Source organism: Alloprevotella sp. Lung230, assembly GCF_014385435.1.
In the GTDB taxonomy this organism is placed as follows: Bacteria; Bacteroidota; Bacteroidia; order Bacteroidales; family Bacteroidaceae; genus Alloprevotella.
Genome location: NZ_JACSUD010000001.1, coordinates 180874 through 205392 on the forward strand (window position 1 = coordinate 180874; position 24519 = coordinate 205392).

Here is a 24519-nt window from a genome sequence, read left to right on the forward strand (position 1 = left end):
TGCTCGTTTCACCTTAGTTCTTGACACGCAAGCGGAGGTGAGGGTTAATCATGGGTGTGGAGGAAGAGAAACGCACTCTTATGTTGGGACTCATCACTGAGCAGTTACCCATGATGACCTTGCGGCGATAGAAGACCTGCTTTTGCGACTTGGGGAAAGTCGTAGTTTCTTCAAACTGACGGTCGGTGCTGACCGGTGTCCACCCCGATACGCCATCGTCACTGCGTTCCCATTGGTAGGTCACCCCCGTGCTCGGAACTACGCGGCCGGTGGGAAGGGTAAACTTCTTACCATTCCGTGTGCTCAAGCCCAGTTCCTTTGTGGTGAAGGTCTGTATAGGCGTTTCTTTCACTTCAATGATATTGACCGGAGTCTCTTTCGAACAGTTCTTATAGCTGTCCACACGCTTGATGTGCATTCTTCCCACAGTGTTTGCGGGATAGGTGTAGCTATCTGTTGTTTCACCGGTGATTTTGGTAAAGTTGATTCCATCGCGGCTGTGATACCACTGGTAAGTCACTGCACCCGGAGTTCCATTGCTATCAGCAGAACCCGCTCCGGGCGAAAGGGGGACGGGCGTTCCCTTGCAGACAATGGAATTGACAGCCGGAGTGGTGATGGGGGCTACGTGGTCGACACTCAACTCAAAAGTCATCTGAATGTTGACGGAACAGTCATTGGGCGAAATGTCCAACGTGTAGGTTCCGGCATCCGATGGCTGAATGTTGTTGAGAGTGAGGATGCGGCTACTCTTTTCAGCAGGTGTCAACACACGGGGGCTTCCTGCCGGAAGCGTCCAGTTGTAGATAGCCACAGGGAAAGATTGTCCCAAGAAGGTGACGGCTTCTCCCGAACAGGTTGTGATGTCTTGTTTGAGTCGCTGCATCAGGTTGGTCATACTCAACACCGTGGTTTCCTGGCTAATGGTCACATTGCCACAGGCATCTTTGACGTCAATGCGATAGGTTTTGCCATCCTCGCCCCAGTCAAACATGGCACCGGTCATCGAAGTTTGGGGATTGGGCGAAGTCGCGGTGCTGGGAATGGGAGACGCCGTGGGTCCCGTACCATCGTAGAAGGTATAGGTATAGGGTGGCGTTCCATTTTTAGCCTCGACATAGTGCTTACCCATATGATTAGCCGTGCAATAGAAAGAGAGACTCTTGGCCTTATCTATCGTGTGCTCCATACGATTGGGTCGATACACCGAGGTGAAGCCACAAGGGAGACCCTTCAGGGTGATGCCGAATTTTTGTCCTATAGGCACTTTCAAAACAGCTCCATCAAGGGTAGAACTGGCATACTTCACATTAGTCACAGGATTGGTATATTCATATCCTGTCACGGTGACTTCTTGTTTCTTATCATTCACCGTGTAGTAGGCCTTGCTGGGCACCACCAAGTCCCATCCGTCGCAGGTTTGTGTCCAGCCATCTAGAAGTTCCACCTTAAAGATTTTGTTAGGCTGTGTCACTCCCTGAAAGGGCTTCTCCGGACCGTCACAGACAGAGTAAGTGCCACTGATGGTTTCACCAAACTTAAAGGTGGGGCCATGAGCTCCAGCGTTTGTCGTGTTGTACCTGATCACTTTCCAGGTCACAGGGGCGTAGGACCATTCACCGACCGCAGGAAGCCAATAGGTATAATAAGACTTATGTGCGTAATTTGGATGCAATGTACCGACATAGGTCTTGTCTCCTTTTACAATAGTGAAGGTGGTGGGGGGAAGATAATACATGTTGGTTCTGGGAGCCAAAGGTGGAACTTTGAAGGCCACGGTCTGCATTTTATACTCATCGTCAGCATCGGTGGTATTATAACCACAGGCATTATAAATGCCGAATTCCGTGATGTGCGTATATCCCCCCGAATTTCCGGTGCTACTATATATCAGAACATTGTTGTGGTCATAGGCCTCAAAGGTGTAATCTTGGAAAAGAGGTCCTGTATAACGAGCTCTGGTTTCTAATTCCTTCGATTCGTAGACAGGCTGTGCCTCTTTGGCCGCCCCTATGCCCTTATAGATTTTGAAGTAAGCCTTACCACAACCACCATAGATATAACAGGAAACTTGCCTTGTATCACAGATATCGCTTGCGGCACCCCATGTCACTGTTCCAAAATTCTTGGGAGTCATGGTTTCCGTCCACAACGTTTTGTTGTTTTGGTTGAGTATCGTGAAGCGGAATCTGCGATTGCCCTGAGCCTTGTAATAACCATAGAAAGGACCGCGATGAAGAATCTGAGAACCCACAGGCGCATCTAAGTCCTCGACAAGGAGTATGCGCTGCTCACACGCGGTACCTTCATCCCCTGTCACTTCCGTATAATCACATTCTTGTCTGGTACCATAAGAGACTCCAATGCTCCAAGACCTGTCAGCTGCAGGAATACTCGGACAAATAGAAGTCACTTTCGTCGTATGTTCTTGAGGCTCAAACGGCAGTACTTTCCCCGCAAACTCAGAGAAGGGAGCAGGAGGCATCGTAACGCCGGAAGCAGAAGTTACGGAAAGGCGAAATAGGTCATCCCAATAGATATAATCATCATTACTATTATTTAGAGAGGCACCACCACCATAGATTCTGTAAACTCCATCTGTTTCGCACTGATAGCTTATCGCACCGTAACGATATGGATTCTCATCCCTTTCCAATAAGGTGTACTCAAACTCTAAGGTCTTACAATCATTCTTCACCTTAAATTTGTACTTTCCTGCCGGGAAATTCATTCGTTGAGAGAGATTATTGGTATTGGTATAGTAGGGACTTGTCCATGTGGTATTGCCACGTACCAATTTCATCGGAACAGAGATGCCGGAACCTACCGGAGCCTCTACAATAGAGAACTCATACTCTTCCCCTATCGTTTTAGGAGTATATTCATCGTCATCGACAAATTTGAACGCGAAATAGCCGGTAGCACAGCCTTTGAGAGCCGGCCTTGTACGCTTCGGGTCGATAACGATGTTCATCATCGGGCTGGTACCAGTGAGGGTGATGGTCTGCGTTTGCACCAATGGTGCTCCTCCTCCCATCAACTGAGCCTCTGCCCTCAAGGTATATTCACCCGGGGCCAGGTCGGGGAAAGTCATCGGCACCGCCGGGGTTGTGGTATTTTGAGATTCATTGTAGCTGTTGGCCGGACTTGTCAGGGTATAGGTCAGCATCTGAATGCCGGCTGCATCGCGTACTTCGGCTGTAATTTTGGCATTCAATTCGCAGGTAGCGTTGACCGCTGAAGTCATCAGTACGAAAGGAGTACTGCTCGTCACTGTGACATTAGTATAGTAATACTCTGTCTTCGCACAAGTGCCGTTTGCATAAGAATAAGCAATGCGATAGGTTCCTTCCGGCAGGTTGTCAAACGTCACAGGAGTCAGAGGTGAAGACGCAGTTTTGGTATAGGTTTCCCCTGTTCCGCTGTGCGTCAACTCCCAAGTGTGTGTACCGCCAAAAGGCATCGCATAAGATTTATAATAACGTGAATTAGGCGGCAGTACAGCAGTCACTGTTCCGAGTTTATAATCCACATTATTGTATTTCTGTGTAGGGGTTGAGGTCGCAGTAAGGTCGTAAAGATGAATCTGACGAGGTTTCTCCACTTCTTCACGATACACCTCATATCCGTCCATTTCCACCACAGCTTCATACAAGCTGTAATCGGTTCCGGACAGCACCCCTGGGAAATAGGTCCAAGTCTTTCCGGCTGTTTCCGTTTTGGAAGCTACTTGCGTGAAAGTCGAAGCACCAGGAGCCGTACGTTTGTAGAGTTTGAAAGTAAAGACCTTTCCTTTGAAATCTGCGTTTGCGGTCTCCAGCGCTACACCTAAGCCCAAGGGGCTGTTGCTTCCACACTCCATGTCCGGATAGTTATAGCCTTTGAGTCCCGGAGACGGCATCAGAAAGGTGATGGTCTTCTCACAATTTCGGCCGACAAAAGAAGCCTTCGCGGTGTACGTGCCTGCCGGCAAATTATAGAATTGAAAACTACTTCCGGCTGGTACAATTCTAGAATACGTTTTCCCATCGGTAGAAGTCAACGTAAGGGTGATAAGGTCTTTAATCTTCTCCGAGTAATACAGTGCCTTCGACCTTAGCTCTATACTAGCTCTTCCTAAGCCATTGAGCGTTGTGGGAGGAATAGTACTCACTTCAAATTTATATGCTTCTGACAAATCGGAAGTGGCACCTACAGTGAAATCATAAGTCGCTTCCGGATAGTTACATTGACTATTCATCACATAAGTCAGCCTATATTCACCGGCCAGCAACTGCCTGTAAATAGAGCTGCCGGTAATATGATTCTTATAAACCACTTGGTTGTCGGACTTACGAGTGAGGACAACATCATAGCTTTTAATGTCTGTGGTCGGGCGGGGAAGTGAGATATACACATCACTGAGAAGACTACCACAAGCGGGTTGGATGCTGACAGAATTAGAGGTCAGAGTTGGAACTTCAAGTTTACCTTTGACTTCCAGTTCTGTCGAGATGGACATCTCGGGTGCACAAGTGATGAAGACATTCAACGTGTAGCGAGCCGGAGGTAGCTCAGCAATGGATAACTGTTGACCGTACGCTGTGATTTGCCCACTTCGATAAAGAACGCCATCTTTCATCAATTCGTAGGAAAAATACCCTTCAAGTGAAGATATCTTCTCTGGAAGAGCATAGCCTTCTGTCATTCGTATACTGATGCTTCCGGTAGGGATACATCCCGAAGAGTCATAGGCTTTGGCTTCATAGAAAGAAAGCACCGGCTTTTTAACCTTAATATTGGGTACGGTCAAGACAACGGAAGGAGTACAGCGAGAGCGAACCACCAAACGATAATCGTCGCCTTCCTCAGTAACGGGCAAACCGGCCTCCGGAATGTCAGAATAATTGCCGGAAGAGAGCAGCGTTGTTCCCTTGTAAAGTTCATAAGTACCCTGCTTCATTTCCTCCAACATATCAAGAGCCGGAGGATACCCCGAAGTAGCTCTCGGGAATTCCAAAATCGGTTCTATGCGCATCTGTTGGTCGACACAGTAGCTCGTCATTCTCGCATAAACACTAAGGTTCATAGCATAAAGTGTACGAGGTTTCAATACAAATTTTGTTTCGGGAGTTGTTCCACATCCAAAATTAAGCTTTGCCGTAATCTGGCCGGCTGGAACTCCTGTAATGGTGCTGGATATCCAATTCCCATCTACATTTTCGCTGTGTATCAACACATCATTAGCATACACTTCGAGTTGTCCCTGCAAATTGCCGAAATAATATGAACCGCTATAGTTTGTGACTGTTATCGTGCCATCTGCAACACAAATGCTGGAAGGCCCGGTTTGTTCTTGTATCCGAGTTTCGGGATAAGAGTTCGTACGGATTCCGGTGGTCTCCTTTTTCCTTAGAGAGCAAACTTGTGCCTCTACCGTGTAGGCATCGTTATTGTTGGCATCTTCGTAGACAAAGATATTTTCAAACTTGACCTGTTCTCCTCCCTTGGCCGTTTTTGTCGCAAGAACAGTGCCTTTATGAGAAAGCACATACGTCACATCTAAATCATTGGACACATTGTAAAGCATGGCCTCAATACTACCATCAGAACAACCAATGTGTCCATAATCTCGATTGTTAAGGTACAGGCTAGGAGTACCATTGTTACGCGCATAAGTCTCCTTGCTTGAAGAGACACCGCAGGTTTTGGCATTCACTTTGTAGTAGACATAGGAACTACCATTGTCCGGCAACACGATATTGTTGAAAGTCACTTTTGCCGATCCTTGGCCTGTCTTCGTTTGAACAAGCGTGTTGCTGTCACGCTCTATCAGTTCATAGGTGATCGTTACATCATCGGGAACTCCGTAGACTTGAGCCGTAATGACTCCGTCCGGGCAGCCAACATTAGCACGTCCAACAGCTGTAACAGTGGGGGGATTCAACCCACTCTTGGCAAGATTCAAGGAGGTTTTCACCTTATTGCCGCAGCTGTTGCTGATGCCTGTCACCTCGTAGTTTCCAGCCGGAAGCTTCACTTTTACTTCAAAATTAGTAGGAGTAGAACTGGTTACCGTCTTAAAAACGGCGGTTTCTCCACTTTTTCTAATCTCATAGGTCATCGCGGTGGCAGTTCCGGTACCATACGCCGCGAGAGTGGCCTCTCCTTCACAATCTCCCATCGCAGCAGCAGACGCATTCGCAGAGACAGACATTTCTCCAGCGAGGGAGACTTCCTGCATATTGTAAACGAATTTATTGCCGTCCCAATCACCATAGCCGGTGTAATCATTTTCTTTGGTAGGGTTGCTACAATCCAGCACGGCAATGGGCTTAACGTTGTAAACAGCAGGAGCTGCAACAGTTACCTTTTCACCCAGATAAGGATTGGTCAAGGTGTGTGTCGTCAGAAGAGTTCCATCCTCTTTGTAAATCTCATAAATCATCTCCCTGATACCGGTCAACGGAGCGGTCGGTAGGCTGATTTCGCCAACACCAGAGCACTCTCCACCCACCATAGCACCAGAGATGGTATTAGGGCTACTATATACTATATCTGTCCGACCTCCGCTATAATCAGTATGATATAATTCTACTTCTTCAGGAGTCGAGCCTCCATACTCCGCTTGAACTTTAATATGAATACCACGTGTTTCTGGTTCTTTTGCCTCGGTAAAAGGGATAAGCAAAGTCTTTCCTAAATCAGTCGTAGCGGCTTTGATCGTAACATTCTGGTTGGTTCTATAGTCATAGACTACAACTTCGTAAGAGAGCTTGGTGAACCCTGCGACACGATTGGCATAGGTAATGCTTAGGATTCCAGGGGTATCACAATTCTGATTACCTACGATAAATGAGACTCCAAAATCCTCCTCCTTTAATTCAGGGTGTCCCTGAGCAAAGGCCGAAAGCCCCAGGGTCGAGAGGACCATGGAGAGCAAGAACGTCACCAAGAAGCGAGGAGGACCCTGTCTATGGCAAAAAAGTAAAGAAACGGACATAATTATTGGGTTTGTTTAGCTTATATCACATAAAAACACGCTTTAGGCGTGCAAAAGGGTAGAACGAAGCGACTGCTCGTGCCACCAGGGCATGGGTAGTCAGTTTGTTCATTGTGAAATCATTCACCTTTCGCTCAATTCCCGAGCAACAATCGGCCACCACAGACCGGTGGCTTCAATAAAAGTCTTTGCATAGTGTGTGAGAGTAGAATAAAATGAATGAGTAATCCTATCGATGTTATGGAGAGCTCTTGAAAAGTATCTCCAAAGATATAACTATTTCAGCACCTGAACAAATTCGCCCTTTAATAACTCTACCAGAAAGTACCGAGCCCCTCATTCTTGACATCCAGAGATTACATAAGTGAGCGTAAAATCATTATCGTTCTATGCTTTCTTCCTGATGTGTAAATGACCTCGATTTTGCATAAAAGAACTTTTATGCTATCACATGCAAAGAAAATGGTTTAGCCGTGCAAAGAAAACAATTTAGCAGAGAAGTGGGAGAAAATCGCCCCCGGTGCGCCGCCCGCTGTCCCCCGTCCTCGAGATGACGACAGCCCTCTGTACTGCTTCTCCGAAATCCCAATTCAGTTTAACAAGAACCTGGGGCCGAACTCAGGTCACTAGTTTTTTATTCAACAAGCAAAGTAACAAAATAGGCTGAAATCCTCTTGCAGGATTTCAGCCTTATTTTTCACACTAAAAAACTTTTACTGGACAGCAATAGTTATCAGTAAAACTGATTTTATCGAATATGTTTCTGACCGGCAGCATCAATAACGACTCCATGCTGAGTCGAAGAGGTCACGCGTCCTGACAAATCATAAGTTCTTCCCAATGTATCATTCTTGACAGAGGGGCGAGACAAAGCCGTGGAGACAGCAGTAGGCTCAAGTTTCCAAATATTATTCCACTGAGTGAGCGATTGTAAGGTTACTTGAGACGTAGACGTAGGAGTCAACGGTAAAGACCAACCATAGTTTGAGGCATCAGCAATGAGCAAAAAGCCTTTGACCTCTCCTTGTTTATGAGAACGTATCGTCCACGAGTAGGGCATTTTACTTTCTATGACGCGTCCTCCATAGGTCGCACTTTGTACTGCGGCGTACTTCTTATCGGCTTTATTTAAGAGATTGAAAGTACCATTTTCTTGACGAATCAATTGCCACAGAATCGTAGGGTCGGCATCCAAAGAAATTGGAGATTCTACTGATGTAGGTACGACATAGCCATTTTTGAGTTGAGCCACATAGTCCGTCAAATTGGGATGTGCGGAACGAATCACATAGTAGCGATCGGAAGAAATCGCCTCTACGGCTGTAGTCTTTGGCGCTTTCACGAATTTCTGATAAGCCTTTACATAAATCTCATATTGCTCTTGTGAGACAGGAGACTGTTTCGCTATCAAATCTCGAGCAGGTAGAAGTTCTTTTTGCAATTGTTTTATGGCAACTTGCGTGTACTGTCCTTCTTCATTGGGCAGGACATCCTCGACAATACGATCACAGCGTTGCAAAAGAGCAATGAGCATCTGGCGGAAATCTGCTTCTACAATATGCCATGTTCCAGGGTGGCATAAGGTGGGATTGTCCCAAGCCACAACTTTGTTTTCTGCCGGCACATCGTTGTTCCGGTCTCCACCAAAAGTTTTGATGTAGAGTCGGCTCACACGTCCGGTTGCCGTTGTGCTATATCCATCTACTTTCGATAAAACTACCGCCCCTGGTACATAATCATATTGTTGGGCAGCGACAGAAGCACGATCTATCCGAAGGGGAGTACCATTATTTTTAGTGAAGCGCAAGGGTTGATCATAAGCCCCTATAGTAACCTGTTGATCATTGCTGAGAGCCTTCAATATCCATCCATTCTGTGCAGGAACAAACGTAAAGAGTTCTTCCGGTTCTTGCTGATCGGTATAGTGCACTCTGAGCGCCTTCTTTTCATCGGCATAAAGCGTTGCACCGGCATATTTTGCCTTATAATAAGTAGAAGCAGAGAACAGACGATATACCTTTCCTGCAACGGGTTGCGTGATGGGAGCAGCCTTGAAGACCTCAAGTGCTTTTTTCAACGTCTCTGCTTGTTGTGCTTCATCGCCACCCTTCTGTTTCTTCACCGCTTCCACGGTATTTGCCAAGACTTCGCAAGTACTTTTTGAGGCATAGCCTACTTTATCGGCATGCGTGCCGGCCAATAAGGCCTCAGCTTCCTCAGTGAGTCGCAGGAGTTCTGATTTATCCTCCGGAAGGAAGAAATGCTTCGCATAGGTCATATTCCGACTTTCAAAAACCGCACGATGAGCTTGCAGACGATAGAAGAAACTCAACCACTCTTTCTTGTCATGTGGCAACCAGGCAATCTCAGAGAGTGCAAGCAAACGTGGCAGAAGTTGGTATTCCAGTTCAGCGTTGTTATTGGTGGTTTCTGTCCACATGTTGCCTTGTACCCCAAGTCCATATTCCACCTTACCAGCTTTGCGCAAGCGTTCTAATGGGTCAAACTTGTAAATCTTCTCCACACTGTTCACATTATTATCTCCCCATCCGCCGCGATAACCTTCATTAACATCGGCTTGGTCAGGTCCTACCTGCATCCAGTCGAGATAGAGCACGTTGTAGGGTACGATGACACTATGGAAACCCTTTGAAGCCGCCAAGACATCGGTCCAGTTTGTCCATCGGCCACTTCCATCAAGCCCTAGATTCCATGCCATAATAAGAGGAGAGACCTCTCCTTTATGACGCTTCCAATAATTATCAGTTTTAGTTTCTATCAGTTCATCCCAGGCAACAATCTCTTTGTTATACTTCTTCTTCAAATAAACGGCCAATTGATGTACTAACCAAGGTTGCAACTCGCCAACTCCATTTAGATTATTATCTTTAATGCGTTGCTGACAAAGAGCATTCTCTTTCCAACGATCAGTTGGACATTCATCTCCTCCAAGATGAATATAGCGTCCTGGGAAAACTTTGGCTACATTGTCCAACACCGTTTTCAAGAAGTCGATGACCTTGTCATCTCCAATATTCAGTACATCTTTTGAAATACCAGAATTGATGCGCACCTGATAAGTCCGTTCTGGATGACAACTGAACTCCGGATATGCTGCAAGAGCAGCCACCATGTGTCCGGGCATATCAATCTCCGGAATAATTTCAATATTTCTCTCAGCGGCATAGGCTACAATCTCTCGCAAATCGTCAAGAGTGTAATACATGCCTCGGCCATATTCCGTATCATCGAAAAAGCCGGGAGAAGTACCATCGCTCACGAATGAGCCTTTACGGCGACTTCCCACCTGAGTGAGTCGTGGATATTCAGGAATCTCAATGCGCCATCCCTGGTCGTCGGTGAGATGCCAGTGTAAGCGATTCATTTTGTAGAACGACATAATGTCGAGAATGCGCTTTACCTCGGTCTTGTCAAAGAAATGACGCGCTACGTCCAACATGTAGCCGCGATAGGTCAACTGCGGCTTATCTTTGATGTCTAACGCAGGAATATTTAAGGCCGTTTCAGACGAAGATGCAGTATAGAAGGCCTTTGACATGAGCTGGCGCAACGTCTGAAGTGCATAGAAGAAACCTGCCTGATGAGAGGCTTTTATCACAATTTGCTTAGGGGTAACCGTGAGCATATAGGCCTCTGCCTCTGAAATACTCTGGTCCGCTATCAAGGAAATCGAACCATCAGCAGGGAGTAGAGGAGAAGGCCGCAGCGAAAGAGGCAAAGATAGATGCTTTTTTAATTCCTCTGCAAAGTCTTGTACCATTCCTTTCAAAGAATCGTCAGGAAAAGTAATGACCTGCAAACTACGCAAATCAAGTTGTTTTTCTTTGTGAAGTGAAATCTCCTGTGGATAGGGGATTAAGGGAGGGAGATTTTTGTAGGCTTCAAGCACAGTTGTCGTCTCAAAAACGATTGCATTATTTCCCTCCTTATCTTTACTCGATGTCCAGAGCCCAACGGGATGTCCCACTCCGGCTCCGCCCCATTGATTGAAAGCGACTAATGCATTCGCCTTGGGATGGATTTCAAACGATGAAGTAAAATTGGTCGTTTTACACGGCAAGATTGAAAACTTATTGTTCGCGTGTTGCTTTGCAGCTTGAACCATACCTTTTTCTTGGGTATCAGTGACAAAAAGTTGCAACCCCATCTTATTGGTCAGCGTATAACCTGCAGTAGCAGTTCCTTCCACTTTCCAGAGTTGTGCACCAACACCGGTCATTGCCGCTAAATGTGCACCGGTATTGGCTTTGTTGGCTTCCAGAACCAAACCACTGTTAGTAAATTTCAGAAAATACCAATAAGTTTCCTGCGAGGTACTTACCTGAGGAAAAGAGGGTACGGCACGGCTCATCATGGAAACCAGCAACACCCAACATAAAAATAAAAGTTTTCGATACATGATATGATAAGGTTTTAAGATGTTGAGGTTGCAAATGTAGTGTTTTTTTTGTATTTCCCAAAGAGATATCCTAAAATATAGATAATAAAGTATCATATATAAACCTTTGAGGAAGAGACGGGTCGATATCCTGCATAAATTTCCAACAGAATTCATCCCATTGTGACGGTTTATCGACAACTTAATATTTGAGGCGATGAGTGTCCTCAATAAAAAAGCAAACCGGCTTGCGATGATGCAAACCGGCTTGTTGGAGTATTTTTTCGGGGTGGTCGTGGGGCAGGGTTGTTGCCCTCGCGATTTAGAACTCGCAATTGTTGGGAGTACGGGGGAAGGGGATGACGTCGCGGATGTTCTGCATGCCTGTGACGAAGAGAATGAGACGTTCGAAACCGAGCCCAAAACCACCGTGAGGGCAACTGCCGAAGCGGCGCGTGTCGAGATACCAGTCCATCTCCTTGGGTTTGATACCGAAGCGCCCCATGCCTTCTACAAGTTTGTCATAGTCGGCCTCACGGATGGAGCCGCCGATGATTTCGCCAATCTGTGGAAAGAGGACATCAGTGCCTTGCACAGTTTTTCCATCTTCGTTGAGTTTCATGTAGAATGCCTTGATCTCCTTGGGGTAGTCGGTCATGATGACAGGCTTCTTGAAGTGTTCTTCAACGAGGTAGCGCTCGTGTTCGGAAGCCAAATCACAACCCCAGTAGACGGGGAATTCAAACTTCTTGCCTTGGGCAACAGCTTCTTCGAGCAAACGAATACCTTCTGTATAAGTGAGGCGTACGAAATCGGTCGAAACAACGGAATTAAGACGTTCGAGGAGTGTGGAATCGACCATTTTGTTGAGAAACTCCAAGTCGTCTTGACAGTTATTCAAAGCCCAGCGTACACAGTATTTGATAAAATCTTCCTCAAGGTCCATCAAATCAGCTAGTTCGATGAAGGCCACTTCGGGTTCAATCATCCAGAACTCTGCTAAGTGGCGTGGGGTGTTGGAGTTCTCGGCACGGAAAGTCGGGCCGAAAGTATAGATGGCACCGAGGGCCATGGCGCCGAGTTCGCCTTCGAGTTGCCCAGAGACAGTGAGGCTGGTGGTCTTGCCGAAGAAGTCGTCGCTGTAGTCGATTTTGCCGTCCGGGCCTTTCTTCAAGTCGTAGAGGTTTTTCGTGGTGACTTGGAACATCTGACCGGCGCCTTCGCAGTCGCTGGCAGTGATGAGTGGCGTGTGAAAATAGAAGAAGCCGTGCTCGTGGAAATAGTTGTGCACGGCCATGGCCATGTTGTGGCGGATGCGGAAGACCGCGCCGAAAGTGTTGGTGCGCAGACGCAGGTGGGCGTGTTGGCGCATGTATTCAAAGGTTTGGCCTTTCTTCTGCATGGGGAAGTCGCTGCCGCACTCACCGAGCACCTCGATGGTTGTGGCTTGGATTTCAGCGGCTTGGCCTGCGCCCTGGCTTTCGACGAGGACGCCTTCAACGCTCAAGCAGGCACCGGTGGTGATGAGTTTGAGCATGTCGGCATCAAACTTCTCCACATCGGCCACCACTTGCACGTTCTTGATGGTGGAGCCATCGTTGAGCGCGATGAAGTTGACACTCTTACTGCCGCGGCGCGTACGCACCCATCCCTTCACGCACACAGTGGCGCCAAAGTCGGTGCGGCGCAGAAGGTCGTTGATTTTTGTTCTTTCCATATTCTTGTTGTTTGCCTTTTTATTGTTGTTTGTCGTGGTGGCTTCGCAGTGGGAGCATACCATTCAGCCGCGAAATTACGATTTTCCCCCTATCTGTGCAACATTTAGGTGGAACAATGTGGCGTTTGCGCCGTTTCGCCGACCACATTGAAAAATCTCTATGTCATAAGTCGGTGTTCAGCTTCTGCCTTTTTCGTCAAGGTAAGAATCTTTGAAACCGAGGAAGTAGAGCACGCCGTCCAACCCCATGGTCGAGATGCTTTGGCGCGCATTGGCCACCACGCGGGGTTTGGCATGGAAGGCGATGCCCAACCCGGCAGCCGAGAGCATCGGTAGGTCGTTGGCGCCGTCGCCCACGGCGATGGTCTGGGCGAGGTCTACCTTCTCGACTTGCGCCAGCAGACGGAGGAGTTCGGCCTTTCGCGTGCCGTCCACCACATCACCCACGAAGCGGCCGGTGAGCCGTCCATCGTCCCCCACTTCGAGTTCATTGGCATAGACATAGTCGATGCCGAAGCAGCGCGCCAGATAGTTGCCAAAGAAAGTGAAACCACCGCTGAGGATGGCTATCTTGTAGCCGCAACGCTTGAGCACGTACATCAGGCGCTCCACGCCTTCAGTGATGGGGAGGTGTTCGGCAATGTCCTGCATGACCGACACATCGAGCCCGCGGAGCAAGGCCACACGCTGCGTGAAACTCTCGCGGAAGTCAAGTTCGCCCCGCATGGCACGTTCGGTGATGGCACGCACCTCATCGCCCACACCGGCACGATCGGCCAGTTCGTCGATACACTCGGTCTGGATGAGTGTGGAGTCCATGTCGAAACAGATGAGCCGCCGCATGCGCCGAAACATATCATCCTTCTGCAGCGAACTGTCCATCTCCATCTCGCTGCTCAAGCGGAGCAGGCGGGCTTGAAACTCCTCACGGCTGCGCGGGGTGCCACGGAGGGAAAATTCCACACTGGCGCGCACCTTGTCGACACACTGGATGCGGGGCGGACGGCCGGTGAGGCGGCGGATGCCGTCGATGTTCATCCCCTCTTCGGCCACCAAGCGACTCACGGCCTCGATTTGTCGGGCAGTGAGGTGGGGCGCCATGAGGGTGAGGATGTAGCGGTTTTTGCCTTGCGCGTTCACCCAGTCGTCATATTCTTCGTTGTCGATGGGGTGAAAGCTCACGTGCACATTGAGTTCCGAGGCTTTGAAGAGCACGTCCTTCATGACGCGACCGCTGGCCTCCTCGTCGGTGCGGATGAGGATGCCAAGGGAGAGGGTCGAGTGGATGTCGGCCTGACCGATGTCGAGCACTTCGACGTCGTAGGCGGCCATAATGGCCATGAAGGAGGCGGTCAGTCCGGGGCGGTCTTCTCCGGTGATGCGGAGCAGGATGATTTCGGTTTTCATAAAGAGAGAAGTCTGTGTTGCAAAACGCCGTTCCACCAAGGGTTCGGCTTCGTGAATGGGACGGCGAAGTTAGAAAGATTTGTTCAGCCGTGCAAGGCTTTCTTACCTCTTTTCGGCAGAATAGTGACAGGAAGCAGAGAGTTTTTGCCGTTTTTTGCGTAACTTTGCGCAAAATTCCTAAGTAGGTGTTCAAATTCAATTGCTGCTAGATTTGTTTCAGTTTTTTTCGTCAGCTTGTCTTTGCGAAGAAGAAGGAGTGTAACGGGCTACCCGACTGACGAACAAAATCAAGGTGGAAGAAAAGGGAGACAGAGATAGCAGCAAAATAGAGAACATCCTACGACTAAATAAATTGAACACCTACTGACACTTATGCACATCGCCATAGCCGGCAACATCGGCAGCGGAAAAACCACGCTGACCACCTTGCTTGCCCAACATTACGGCTGGACGCCAAAGTTTGAATCGGTGGCGCAAAACCCCTATCTCGACGATTTCTATGAGAACATGCCTCGATGGTCGTTCAACCTCGAAGTGTTCTTTCTCAAAGAGCGGTTCAAGGATGTTTTGGCCATCGACCAGTCGGAAGAACACATTGTGCAAGATCGCAGCATCTTCGAAGGCGTCCACGTCTTTTCGGCCAACAATCGCGACATGGGCAACCTTGACGACCGCGATTTCAGCACTTATATGGAACTGTTTGAAACGATGACCGCCATGGTCAGTGCGCCCGACTTGATGGTCTACCTCCGCGCCTCGGTGCCCCACCTGGTGAACAACATCCAAAAGCGCGGACGCGACTACGAGCAGACAATGCCCATCGACTACCTCGAAAATCTCAACCGCCGCTACGACGAGTTTATCTTCGAAAAATACACCGGACGCGTCCTCGTCATCGAGGTTGATACCCTCGACTTTCAGCAAAACCCCGCCGACTTTGCGGGCATCGTGGACCGCATCGATGCCGAGCTCTTCGGCCTCTTCAACCACCCCTAACCTTCCTCCAAACTCAACCCCACCACCATGCATATTGCCATAGCCGGAAACATCGGCAGCGGAAAGACCACGCTGACCAAAATGCTCGCCAAGCACTACAACTGGTCGCCCCTCTTCGAACCGGTAGACTTCAATCCTTATCTCGAAGACTTCTATCAGGACATGAACCGATGGTCGTTCAACCTGCAAATCTATTTTCTCAACAAGCGTTTCAAAGACGTTGTGGCCATCGGTCGAAGCAGCGACACCATCATCCAAGACCGCACCATCTTTGAGGATGCCCGCATCTTTGCCCCCAATCTCCACAAGATGGGGATGATGAGCGACCGCGACTTCCAGAACTACACCGACTTGTTTGATCTCATGATGTCGCTCGTCAAGCTGCCCGATCTCATGATTTACATCAAATCCTCGATTCCGACTCTCGTCTCTCACATCGAAAAGCGCGGACGCGACTTTGAGAAGACCATGCGCATCGACTACCTCCAAGGGCTCAACGACCTCTACGAGCATTGGATAGCCTCTTATGAGGGGCGCCTCATCGTGGTGGAAGGCGATGAACTCCAGTTTGAAAGCAACCCCGCGCACTTCCGTCAAATCACCGAACGCATTGACAGCGAACTCTTCGGCCTCTTTTCGCCCCAACCTTGACGTCGCCCGCGTCCCACTCTACCGAATAGCCGTTTCCCCACGCAGCATTTGCTCTTGTTTCTCCTCGTGCAAATGCTGCGTGGTGCTTTCCATAAAGACGTTTCAACATCTGCCTCTCTACCCCTCTTCATACCTATGCTTCATCCGCTTCCTTCCTCGTGCGCCGACATTCCATCGCCCAAGCAGTTCACCTATCCCTTCCACTACACGCCCCATCCGCTCTGCCTGGCCGCAGCCGATGCCGTGCGCACCTATCTGCACACTCAGCCTCACTTGCTGGCCGATGCGAAGCGAGGAAAGATGCTGGGCGTGCTTGTCGTCGGAGTTCCACAGGCAGATGGCAGCGAAGGACGCGGTTTTCTGGCGGCATTTTCCGGTGAATTGAGTGGGAGCAACCGGCAACCCTATTTCGTGCCGCCCATCTACGATTTGCTTCATCCCGAAGGGCGATTTCAGCGCGAAGAACGGGCGGTCGTTGCCCTCACGCGGGCCATTCACACCCTGCGTCACCTTCCACAATTCCACGATGCAGCGACTGCCCTGCATCACTGCGAAGAGCAGGCTGCCCAAGAAGTGGCCGCGGCCAAAGCCTACTTGAAGCAAGCCAAATCCCGGCGCGACCAACTGCGCCACTCTCCGGCCTCCACAGTTTCATCGCAGGAAGCGCAACTTGTGGCCGAAAGTCGGCATCTCAAAGCCGAATTTCGCCGACTGAGACAACACCACGCGCAGCGCATCGCTGCGGCTGCGGCCCGCATCAGGACTTTCACCACAGCTGCCGAAGCGTTGATCCGCGAGCGTGCTCGACGATCTGCTGCCTTGCAGCACTGGCTCTTCAATCAATACCACTTGCACAATGCCTTGGGCGAAGTGGCAGCGCTGCCCACACTCTTCGAAGGCCTTCCTCCTTCGGGCAGTGGCGAATGTTGCGCCCCCAAACTCCTGCAAGCGGCCTTTCTCACCGGTTTTCATCCTCTGTGTATGGCCGAATTTTGGATGGGCGTTTCGCCACGCGATGAGGTGCGTTGCGAGGGAAACTTCTATCCCTCCTGCCGTCACAAGTGCCGCCCTTTGCTGCGCCATATGCTCCGTGGGCTTGATGTCGAGCCTAATCCGTTGCTGGAACGCAATCGGGCGATGGCGGCTCAACTTCGCATTTTATATGTCGACCAAAATTTCGTCGTCGTGAGCAAACCCTCCGGCATGCTCTCTGTGCCGGGCAATGACGATGTACCCTCTGTGCGCGATGAGGTGCGCCGCCGATTTCCTCAAGCCGAAGGTCCGATGATGGTGCACCGCCTGGACATGGACACCTCCGGTCTTATGGTCGTGGCTTTGACCGCTGAGGCTTACCGCCGCCTGCAAGTGCAGTTTGCCCGCCACACCATCGAAAAGTGCTATGTGGCACTCCTCGACTCCCCGACGGGCGATGCACACTCCCTGCCTTTTCCGCCCGAAGGCACAATCTGTCTACCCCTCTGTGCCAACCCCGACGATCGCCCGCGGCAGATGGTCTCTCAGCGCTATGGCCTTCCCGCCGAAACGCACTATCAAGTGGTCGGTCGTCAGCCCAGCCTCCGCCTGCACCTCCATCCCACAACCGGACGTACTCACCAACTGCGCCTCCACTGCGCCCATCCCGAAGGGCTGGGTGTCCCCATCGTGGGCGATGCCCTCTACGGCCGACCCGACACTCGTCTTTGTCTGCATGCCGAATCTCTCGCCTTCACCCATCCCACCACGGGAGAGCGCCTGACGTTCCACGATGCCGCGCCTTTCTGATGTCTCTTTCTCTACCCTCTTTCGATAAATGCTCCGATATCCCCTTGAAGTTGCCGAAATACAAACATCAAAAGGCTTCTCTGTGAAATGAGCTTAAATGCCGAGCTTTTTGCTTTTCCGAAATGTTGCTTTCTTATCAAAAGCATTATTTTTGCACGCACAATGTAGACATCATCCGTTCGTCCATCGTTGTTCAGTATCGAAAATCAAAAACCTTTAAGATCAATTATATGATGAAGAAAACCTTTACTGTCGCGCTGCTCTCCGCCTTGCTGAGCAACGGCATTGTGGCTGTGGCCGCTGAGAACGCCGCTGCCACCACCCTCTCCTCGCCGGCCTCAACCGCTCAGGTCAACACTGTTCCTCATCAGGCCATCGACCTGACCTATGCTGCCGAAAAGGCCACCAACTCCGTGGTCTACATCAAAGTGACCGGCACTGACCGAGGCTCCGAGCAAGTGCAGTATTTCGACCCCTTCGAAGACTTCTTCGGCGACTTTTTCGGCCGCGGACAGTCACCTCGTCAGCAACAACAACCCCGACAAGCACCCAAGCGCAGCGGAGCCGGTTCGGGTGTCATTCTCACCGCTGATGGCTACATCGTCACCAATAATCATGTGGTGCAGGATGCCGATGAGATTTTGGTCAAACTCAATGACAACCGCGAGTTCAAAGGCCGCATCATCGGTTTGGACAAGAACACCGACCTCGCCCTCATCAAGATAGAGGCCGACAAACTCACTCCCATCACCGTGGCTTCGAGCGACAACCTCAAAATCGGCGAATGGGTGCTGGCCATCGGCAACCCCTACGGCCTCACTTCCACTGTGACAGCAGGTATCGTCAGCGCCAAAGCACGCTCTCTCAATGCGGCCAACCCCGTGGAGAGTTTCATCCAAACCGATGCCGCCATCAACCCCGGCAACTCCGGCGGTGCCCTTGTCAATGCCAATGGTGAACTCGTCGGCATCAACGCCATGCTCTATTCGCAAACGGGAGCCTTCACCGGCTATGGTTTTGCCATCCCCACGACCATAATGAACAAAGTGGTCGAAGACCTCAAACAGTTTGGTGCTGTGCAACGCGCCCTCTTAGGCATCCAAGGTTCCGACCTCTCCTCTTATATTGACAGCGAAAAGGAAAAGGGCAAAGACGTCGACCTCGGTACGCTGAGCGGTGTCTATGTGGCCGAAGTCTCCGCCGATGGTGCTGCCGAAGCTGCCGGACTGGAAAAGGGCGATGTCATCACCGCCATCGACGACAAGAAGATTGAAAAGTTCGGAAACCTCCAAGAGGTGCTCACCACCCATCGTCCCGGCGATAAAATCAAGGTGACCTACTATCGCAAGAAGAAAGCCTACGTGACCACCCTCACCCTGCGCAACATCCAAGGCACAACGACCAACATCGAGAGTGTCGATACCGAGTCGATGGGCGCTGCCCTCCGTGCCCTCAACGAGTCCGAAAAGAAAGAACTCGGTTTGCGCAACGGCATCGTCGTGAGCAGCATCCGTGCCGGAAAAATGCAGGAAGCCGGCATCACCAAGGGCATCATCATCACCCAGGTCAACGACCGCACCATGAACAGCGTGGCCGACTTTGAAGAAGCCGTTAAGGCGGCTAATATGAGCCAAGACCGCGTCCTTTGGATTCGCGCCAAGACGCAGAGTGGCTTGAACCGCTCCTACACCATCGAACTGGGCGACGTTAAGGCCAAAGGCAAAAACAAGAAGTAAAAACATCCCTCTCTCCCGACTTTCTCGCCTCATCTCGGGGCTGACCTTCATTCAAATCAGGCAACCGCCATCATTGAGTTTTAGACTCTTTGATGGCGGTTACTTTAATCTCTCGAATTGCTGCACTGCGCACGAAGCGAGAAGAGAAAGCCGCCGCTCTCTTCCCTCCCCTCGCGCGTGCATCCCTACAATAGTGTTTGTATTTTGCCTTCACTCCTTCACCGTTCGCGATAAGTCACTAAGAAACAGCCGGTTGCGGGTGAAGGCAAAGGATCCATCTGCCTTCACCGCCTTCACGGGATTTTCCTTCACCAGCAAGTCGCTTATTTACAGCGGTTTAGGACTTTTGGTGAAGGCAATGAAGGCAAAAACAAGACTTTCATGTAGTGACGCGCGCGTACGCGCGAGGAAAAACGAATAGGAACAGAGGGAGATTTACCTCGGAGATAAATGCAACTACCTCAGAGGTAGAAAAAACTACCTCTGAGGTAAGTTCGTTTCATAATTGGTTCGGCTTTGCTACATCACGTGCTTTCTTCTGCAGATAAAAATAAAAAAACGCTCCAAAACAGATGTTTCGGAGCGTTTTGTGCACTTAATAAAACCTTTACTTTCAAGGTTTATGGCGGAAGGAGGGGGATTCGAACCCCCGGTACGGTTGCCCGTACGTCAGTTTAGCAAACTGGTGGTTTCAGCCACTCACCCATCCTTCCTTTCCTAATTGTGGGTGACGTCTTGTTTGTCAAACGCGGTGCAAAAGTAGGGATAATTTTTGAGATGCGCAAGAAAAGCCCGAGAAAAAGTGAAGAAAAGGTGAAGAAAAAAGGAGGAAAGAGGGAGTGGGAGGCGTTTTTTCAATGGAAATTCGTACTTTTGTAATCGAAAATCCCGCCTATGTCTCATTCTGCAAATCCTTCTGCAAACTCTTCTGTACACCCTGGTTCTGCCTACCAACTGCGCTGTGCGCCCATCCCCCTTGTACGCATCGGGCTCGTCGGGCTGGGACAGCGCGGGCTGCAAACCCTTCGTCGCTATGGCGATGTGGAGGGAGCGCAAATCTGTGCGCTGGCATCGCTGACGGCCGAGGAGGTGGAGCGGGGGAATGCACTGCTGGCGGAAAGCGGCCGACCGAGGGTGCGCACCTTTGTGGGCGAAGAGGCATGGCGCGAGATGTGTGCGCTGCACGACTTGGACGTCATCTACATCTGCACCGACTGGAAGAGCCACGCCCGAATGGCGGTGGAGGCGATGCGCTGCGGCAAACATGCGGCGGTGGAAGTGCCCGCGGCCACCACGGTGGACGAATGCCGGACCTTGGTGCGCACAGCCGAAGCGACACAGCGGCACTGTTTCATGACGGAAAACTGCTGCTACGACTGGTTTGCCCTCGCCACCCTGCACCTGCGGGATACGGGGTTCTTCGGCACCATCACCCACTGCGAAGGGGCTTATCTGCACGACTGGCGCGAACTCTTCTCCGAGGGGCACGAAAGTGCACGGACGTGGTATCGCCAAAGTTGTCGACACGGGGGCAACCCCTATCCGACACATGGCATCGGCCCTATCGCTCAACTGCTCCGCTTCCATCGGGGCAGGGAAATGGGCACGAAAACCGGGGACGACGCGAAAGCCGGCGACCGCATGCACCACCTCGTTTCGATGACGGGACAAGCCGACGGTCCCGACAGCCTGCTGGGGCACGCCAACCACACGCTCATCACCACCGAACGCGGTGTGACCATCCTCCTGCAATTCGACGGCACCACGCCGCGCCCTTACAGCCGCATCCAAAGCGTGAGCGGCACCGCAGGCTTCGTGCAGAAATATCCGCTCCCCACCGTCCATTCCGGCACATTGGCCCTGATGGGCGAGGCAGCCGAAAATCACCTCCTCCGGTCGATGACCGACCACGCTGCACGGCTGTGGCTCGAAGGGAAAGAAAAGGGCGTACCCAACGCGATGAACTACGCCATGGACCAGCGCTTCATCCACTGCCTGCGCCACGGACTTCCGCTTGACATCGATGTCTACGATGCGGCGGAGTGGTCGTGCCTGAGCGAACTCTCCCGCCGCTCGGCCCTCGAAGGCGGGGCACGCATGGACATCCCCGACTTCCTGCACCGCGAAGAATAAACCTCTCCTCAACGTTAAGTAGGTCTTCAAAATTAATCGTAACTATCTCCTGCGTAGGATGTTCGCTACTTTGACACCATCTTTGTTCCCCTTTTCCGCCATCTCGCCTTTGTTCATCAGTCGTGTAGCTCGCTACACTCCTTCTTCACAAAGACGACCTGACGGAAAATGGAAACAAATCTAGTATCAATTAATTTTGAACACCCACTTACTCACTCCAAAAACTTATCTATGATGAACAACCTCGTTTTTCTCGACAGTCACGCCCTCAACCCCGGCGACTTGAGCTGGGAAGCCCTCACCCGACAGGGCCGCCTCACCGTCTACGAACGCACCACCCCCGAAGAGGTGGTGGAGCGCAGTCGCGATGCCGACGTGATTATCCTCAACAAAGTGCGCCTCACCGCCGACCACTTTGCCGCCCTACCCCACCTGCGTCTCGTGCTCGTGGCCGCCACGGGCTACGATGTGGTGGACCTCGCTGCGGCGCGCCGCCACGGCGTGACGGTGTGCAACGTTCCGGCCTACAGCACACTGGCCGTGGCGCAGCACACCCTCGCCCTACTGCTGGAACACTGCAACCGCGTGGGCCACTATGCCGCGCAGTCGCAACAAGGCCGATGGGCCTCCTGCTCCGACTTCTGCTACTGGGACGAACCCGTGGTGGAACTTTCCGGCAAGCGCGTCTCGCTCGTGGGCTTCGGGCACATCGGGCAAAAGGTGGCGCAGCTCCTGCAAGTGCTCGAAGCTGAAGTGTGCGTCGTTTCGTCCAAAGCACAAGACCAACTTCCCGCTGGCATTCAGAAAATCACGCTCGAAGAAGCCTTCGCCTCGTCCGACGTCGTTTCACTCCACTGTCCTCTGACGCCCGACAACCGCGCCTTTGTCAACGCCGCGCTGCTCGCGAAGAGCCGTCCCGGACTGGTGCTCATCAACACGGCCCGCGGCGGGCTCATCGACGACGAAGCGGTGGCCGCTGCGCTCCGCAAAGGGCGATTGGGCAGCTATGCCTGCGACGTACTGAGCAGCGAACCGCCGGCGCCCGACCATCCGCTCCTCCACACGCCACGCACCTTCGTCACGCCCCACATCGCCTGGGCGAGCCGCGATGCCCGCACCCGCATCGTCGACATCATGGCCGACAATCTCCGCGCTTTCCTCAGCGGAACGCCCATCCACACGGTGTCGTAGACAAGCACCGCTGCGTTTTTTCTCCCTCAAAAAAAGAGAAGGGTCGAACTTCGTTGCTTTTCGCGAAGTTCGACCCTTCTCTTATCAAAAGGGACGTCCCTTTTGCCGAAACGCCGCTAAACGAGGGTTTCGACCAGCCGTTGCGCAACGGCGGTGCCCTGCCGGATGCGATCGGCCATTCCGATGCCGTCACGCAGGTTGCCGGCGAGGGTCAGTCCGGGATGAGCCGCTTCGAGGGCAGCCACGGCCGCCAGTCGACGTTCTGTCGAAGCTTCATATTGCGGGATGGCGCGACGGTGGCGGAAGATGTCGAGCCGGACGGGCTTGATCTCCGCCGGCAGACGCAGCATGCGGTGGAGCACATCGTCGATGATGTCGGCCACGGCCTCATCGCCCAGGTCGAGCAGTTCGGGATGGTGCACGCCGCCCATAAATACCGAAAAGACCGCCCCATCTTGTGGCGCACGCCCCGCGAAGCAAGAGGAGGGAAAGAGGATGCCCAGCACCGGTTGGGTTTCGGCCGAGGGGACAAGCCCACCGAAGGCTGCAAAGTCCCTTCCCGCGGTGTCGTCCAGACAGACCGCAGCCTGCACGATGGGGGCGTAGGTCAAGGAGGCGATGGCCTGCACCGCTTCGACATCGGCAAACGGCAAGAGTTCGGGCAGGGCATAGGCCGGACAGGTGGTCACCACGTGCTGCGCGGTGAGCGTGGCCGGTCGGCCGGCGTGATCAAAGTCGATGCGCCACAAACCCTCGGGCGTGGTGGGCGGTGTCAAGCGGGGGTGTTTGGCCTCGAGCACTATGCGGTCGCGCCCCACGCGGTCGGTCAGGGTTTCGATCAAACGCTCCATCCCGCCCTCGGCCGCAAACACCTGTTTAGTTGCACGGCGCTCGCGCTCCGTCTTGGGCTGGCGAGCCTTTTTCAGCGCACCGCGGATGAAACTCCCATAAGTCTGTTCCAAAGCGTAGAGCCGCGGTAGGGCAAAACGCGTGACAAGCCGCATCGGGTCGCCGGCGTAGACCCCCGAGAGGAAGGGATCGACAGCGTTGCGCAGGAACGACCGCCCCAAGCGGCGCACGGTGAGCGCGCCCACCGTCTCGTCGGGGTCGGTGCCGCGGCGGCGGAAGGGTTCGCCGAGCAGACGGAGCTTGTCGACCAGGGAAAACAGTGGTGTGGTCAGCCCCGCGAACAGGCTCGAAGGGAGCGCGTGGAAGCGGTCGCCCTTCCAAATCCAGCGGGATTTGGCCTCCGGGCGGGCGGTGACGAGGGGGCAGGCCGGAGCGAGGGCATCGAAGAGCTCGGCCACTTCGGGGTGGGACAGTGCTCCCGTGTTGGGGCCGCTTTCGTAGATGAAGCCGTCGCGGTGGAACGAGTGGATTTGTCCGCCCACGCGATCGGCTGTCTCCAGGATGCCGACGTCGATGCCGGCGCATTTCAGTCGGAAGGCGGTGGTCAGTCCCGTCAGGCCGGCGCCGACGATGAGCACTTGTCGGGTCGAGGAGTCAGATGGCGAAAGAGACATGG

11 protein-coding genes and 1 tRNA gene are annotated in these 24519 nt (G+C 51.9%); 6 read left to right on the top strand and 6 right to left on the bottom strand.

What is annotated here, in order from left to right:
* Positions 1-13: 13 nt before the first annotated feature.
* The 4 genes from H8527_RS00730 to serB form a co-directional block, all read right to left on the bottom strand.
* Complete coding sequence (locus tag H8527_RS00730) at positions 14-6982, bottom strand: immunoglobulin domain-containing protein (RefSeq protein WP_187544778.1); 6969 nt, start codon at positions 6980-6982, stop codon at positions 14-16.
* A 748-nt stretch (positions 6983-7730) separates the two neighbouring features.
* The gene (locus tag H8527_RS00735; RefSeq protein ID WP_222935068.1) at positions 7731-11498 is read right to left on the bottom strand and encodes a family 20 glycosylhydrolase; all 3768 of its coding nucleotides are present in this window, start codon (positions 11496-11498) and stop codon (positions 7731-7733) included.
* A gap of 205 nt (positions 11499-11703) precedes the next feature.
* Complete coding sequence (asnS, locus tag H8527_RS00740) at positions 11704-13098, bottom strand: asparagine--tRNA ligase (protein ID WP_187544782.1); 1395 nt, start codon at positions 13096-13098, stop codon at positions 11704-11706.
* A 177-nt stretch (positions 13099-13275) separates the two neighbouring features.
* Entirely contained in the window at positions 13276-14505 is a 1230-nt protein-coding gene (gene serB / locus H8527_RS00745) for a phosphoserine phosphatase SerB (RefSeq protein WP_187544784.1), read from the bottom strand.
* Positions 14506-14877: 372 nt separating this feature from the next.
* Here serB and H8527_RS00750 point away from each other — a divergent pair, with 372 nt between their 5' ends.
* The 4 genes from H8527_RS00750 (at position 14878) to H8527_RS00765 (ending at position 19670) form a co-directional block, all read left to right on the top strand.
* Entirely contained in the window at positions 14878-15501 is a 624-nt protein-coding gene (locus tag H8527_RS00750; RefSeq protein WP_187544786.1) for a deoxynucleoside kinase, read from the top strand.
* Between the two features lie 27 nt (positions 15502-15528).
* The gene (locus H8527_RS00755) at positions 15529-16152 is read left to right on the top strand and encodes a deoxynucleoside kinase (RefSeq protein ID WP_187544788.1); all 624 of its coding nucleotides are present in this window, start codon (positions 15529-15531) and stop codon (positions 16150-16152) included.
* Between the two features lie 135 nt (positions 16153-16287).
* Positions 16288-17934 carry an RluA family pseudouridine synthase gene (locus tag H8527_RS00760; RefSeq protein WP_187544790.1) on the top strand — a complete coding sequence of 549 codons (1647 nt, stop codon included), beginning with the start codon at positions 16288-16290 and terminating at the stop codon, positions 17932-17934.
* A gap of 230 nt (positions 17935-18164) precedes the next feature.
* On the top strand, positions 18165-19670 hold the full coding sequence (locus H8527_RS00765; protein ID WP_255498479.1) for a Do family serine endopeptidase: 1506 nt from the start codon (positions 18165-18167) through the stop codon (positions 19668-19670).
* A gap of 623 nt (positions 19671-20293) precedes the next feature.
* On the opposite strand, the gene H8527_RS00770 is transcribed toward H8527_RS00765, so the two are convergent.
* A tRNA-Ser gene (locus H8527_RS00770) sits at positions 20294-20383 on the bottom strand.
* 181 nt (positions 20384-20564) lie between these two features.
* Between H8527_RS00770 and H8527_RS00775 the strand changes: the two genes are divergently transcribed.
* Positions 20565-21803, top strand: a complete 1239-nt coding sequence (locus tag H8527_RS00775) for a Gfo/Idh/MocA family protein (protein WP_187544791.1) — start codon at positions 20565-20567, stop codon at positions 21801-21803.
* A gap of 234 nt (positions 21804-22037) precedes the next feature.
* Positions 22038-22994: a D-2-hydroxyacid dehydrogenase gene (locus H8527_RS00780; protein ID WP_187544793.1), complete on the top strand. Its 957-nt coding sequence runs from the start codon at positions 22038-22040 to the stop codon at positions 22992-22994.
* Between the two features lie 116 nt (positions 22995-23110).
* Here H8527_RS00780 and hemG read toward each other — a convergent pair whose 3' ends face one another.
* Positions 23111-24517, bottom strand: a complete 1407-nt coding sequence (gene hemG, locus H8527_RS00785) for a protoporphyrinogen oxidase (RefSeq protein WP_187544795.1) — start codon at positions 24515-24517, stop codon at positions 23111-23113.
* Between the last annotated feature and the right edge of the window lie 2 nt (positions 24518-24519).

Coding starts and splice junctions, on each gene's coding strand:
- H8527_RS00765 (WP_255498479.1), top strand. CDS start 18,165: ATGATGAAGAAAACCTTTACTGTCGCGCTGCTCTCCGCCTTGCTGAGC.
- H8527_RS00755 (WP_187544788.1), top strand. CDS start 15,529: ATGCATATTGCCATAGCCGGAAACATCGGCAGCGGAAAGACCACGCTG.
- H8527_RS00735 (WP_222935068.1), bottom strand. CDS start 11,498: ATGATACTTTATTATCTATATTTTAGGATATCTCTTTGGGAAATACAA.
- H8527_RS00750 (WP_187544786.1), top strand. CDS start 14,878: ATGCACATCGCCATAGCCGGCAACATCGGCAGCGGAAAAACCACGCTG.
- serB (WP_187544784.1), bottom strand. CDS start 14,505: ATGAAAACCGAAATCATCCTGCTCCGCATCACCGGAGAAGACCGCCCC.
- H8527_RS00760 (WP_187544790.1), top strand. CDS start 16,288: ATGCTTCATCCGCTTCCTTCCTCGTGCGCCGACATTCCATCGCCCAAG.
- H8527_RS00780 (WP_187544793.1), top strand. CDS start 22,038: ATGAACAACCTCGTTTTTCTCGACAGTCACGCCCTCAACCCCGGCGAC.
- H8527_RS00775 (WP_187544791.1), top strand. CDS start 20,565: ATGTCTCATTCTGCAAATCCTTCTGCAAACTCTTCTGTACACCCTGGT.
- H8527_RS00730 (WP_187544778.1), bottom strand. CDS start 6,982: ATGTCCGTTTCTTTACTTTTTTGCCATAGACAGGGTCCTCCTCGCTTC.
- asnS (WP_187544782.1), bottom strand. CDS start 13,098: ATGGAAAGAACAAAAATCAACGACCTTCTGCGCCGCACCGACTTTGGC.
- hemG (WP_187544795.1), bottom strand. CDS start 24,517: ATGTCTCTTTCGCCATCTGACTCCTCGACCCGACAAGTGCTCATCGTC.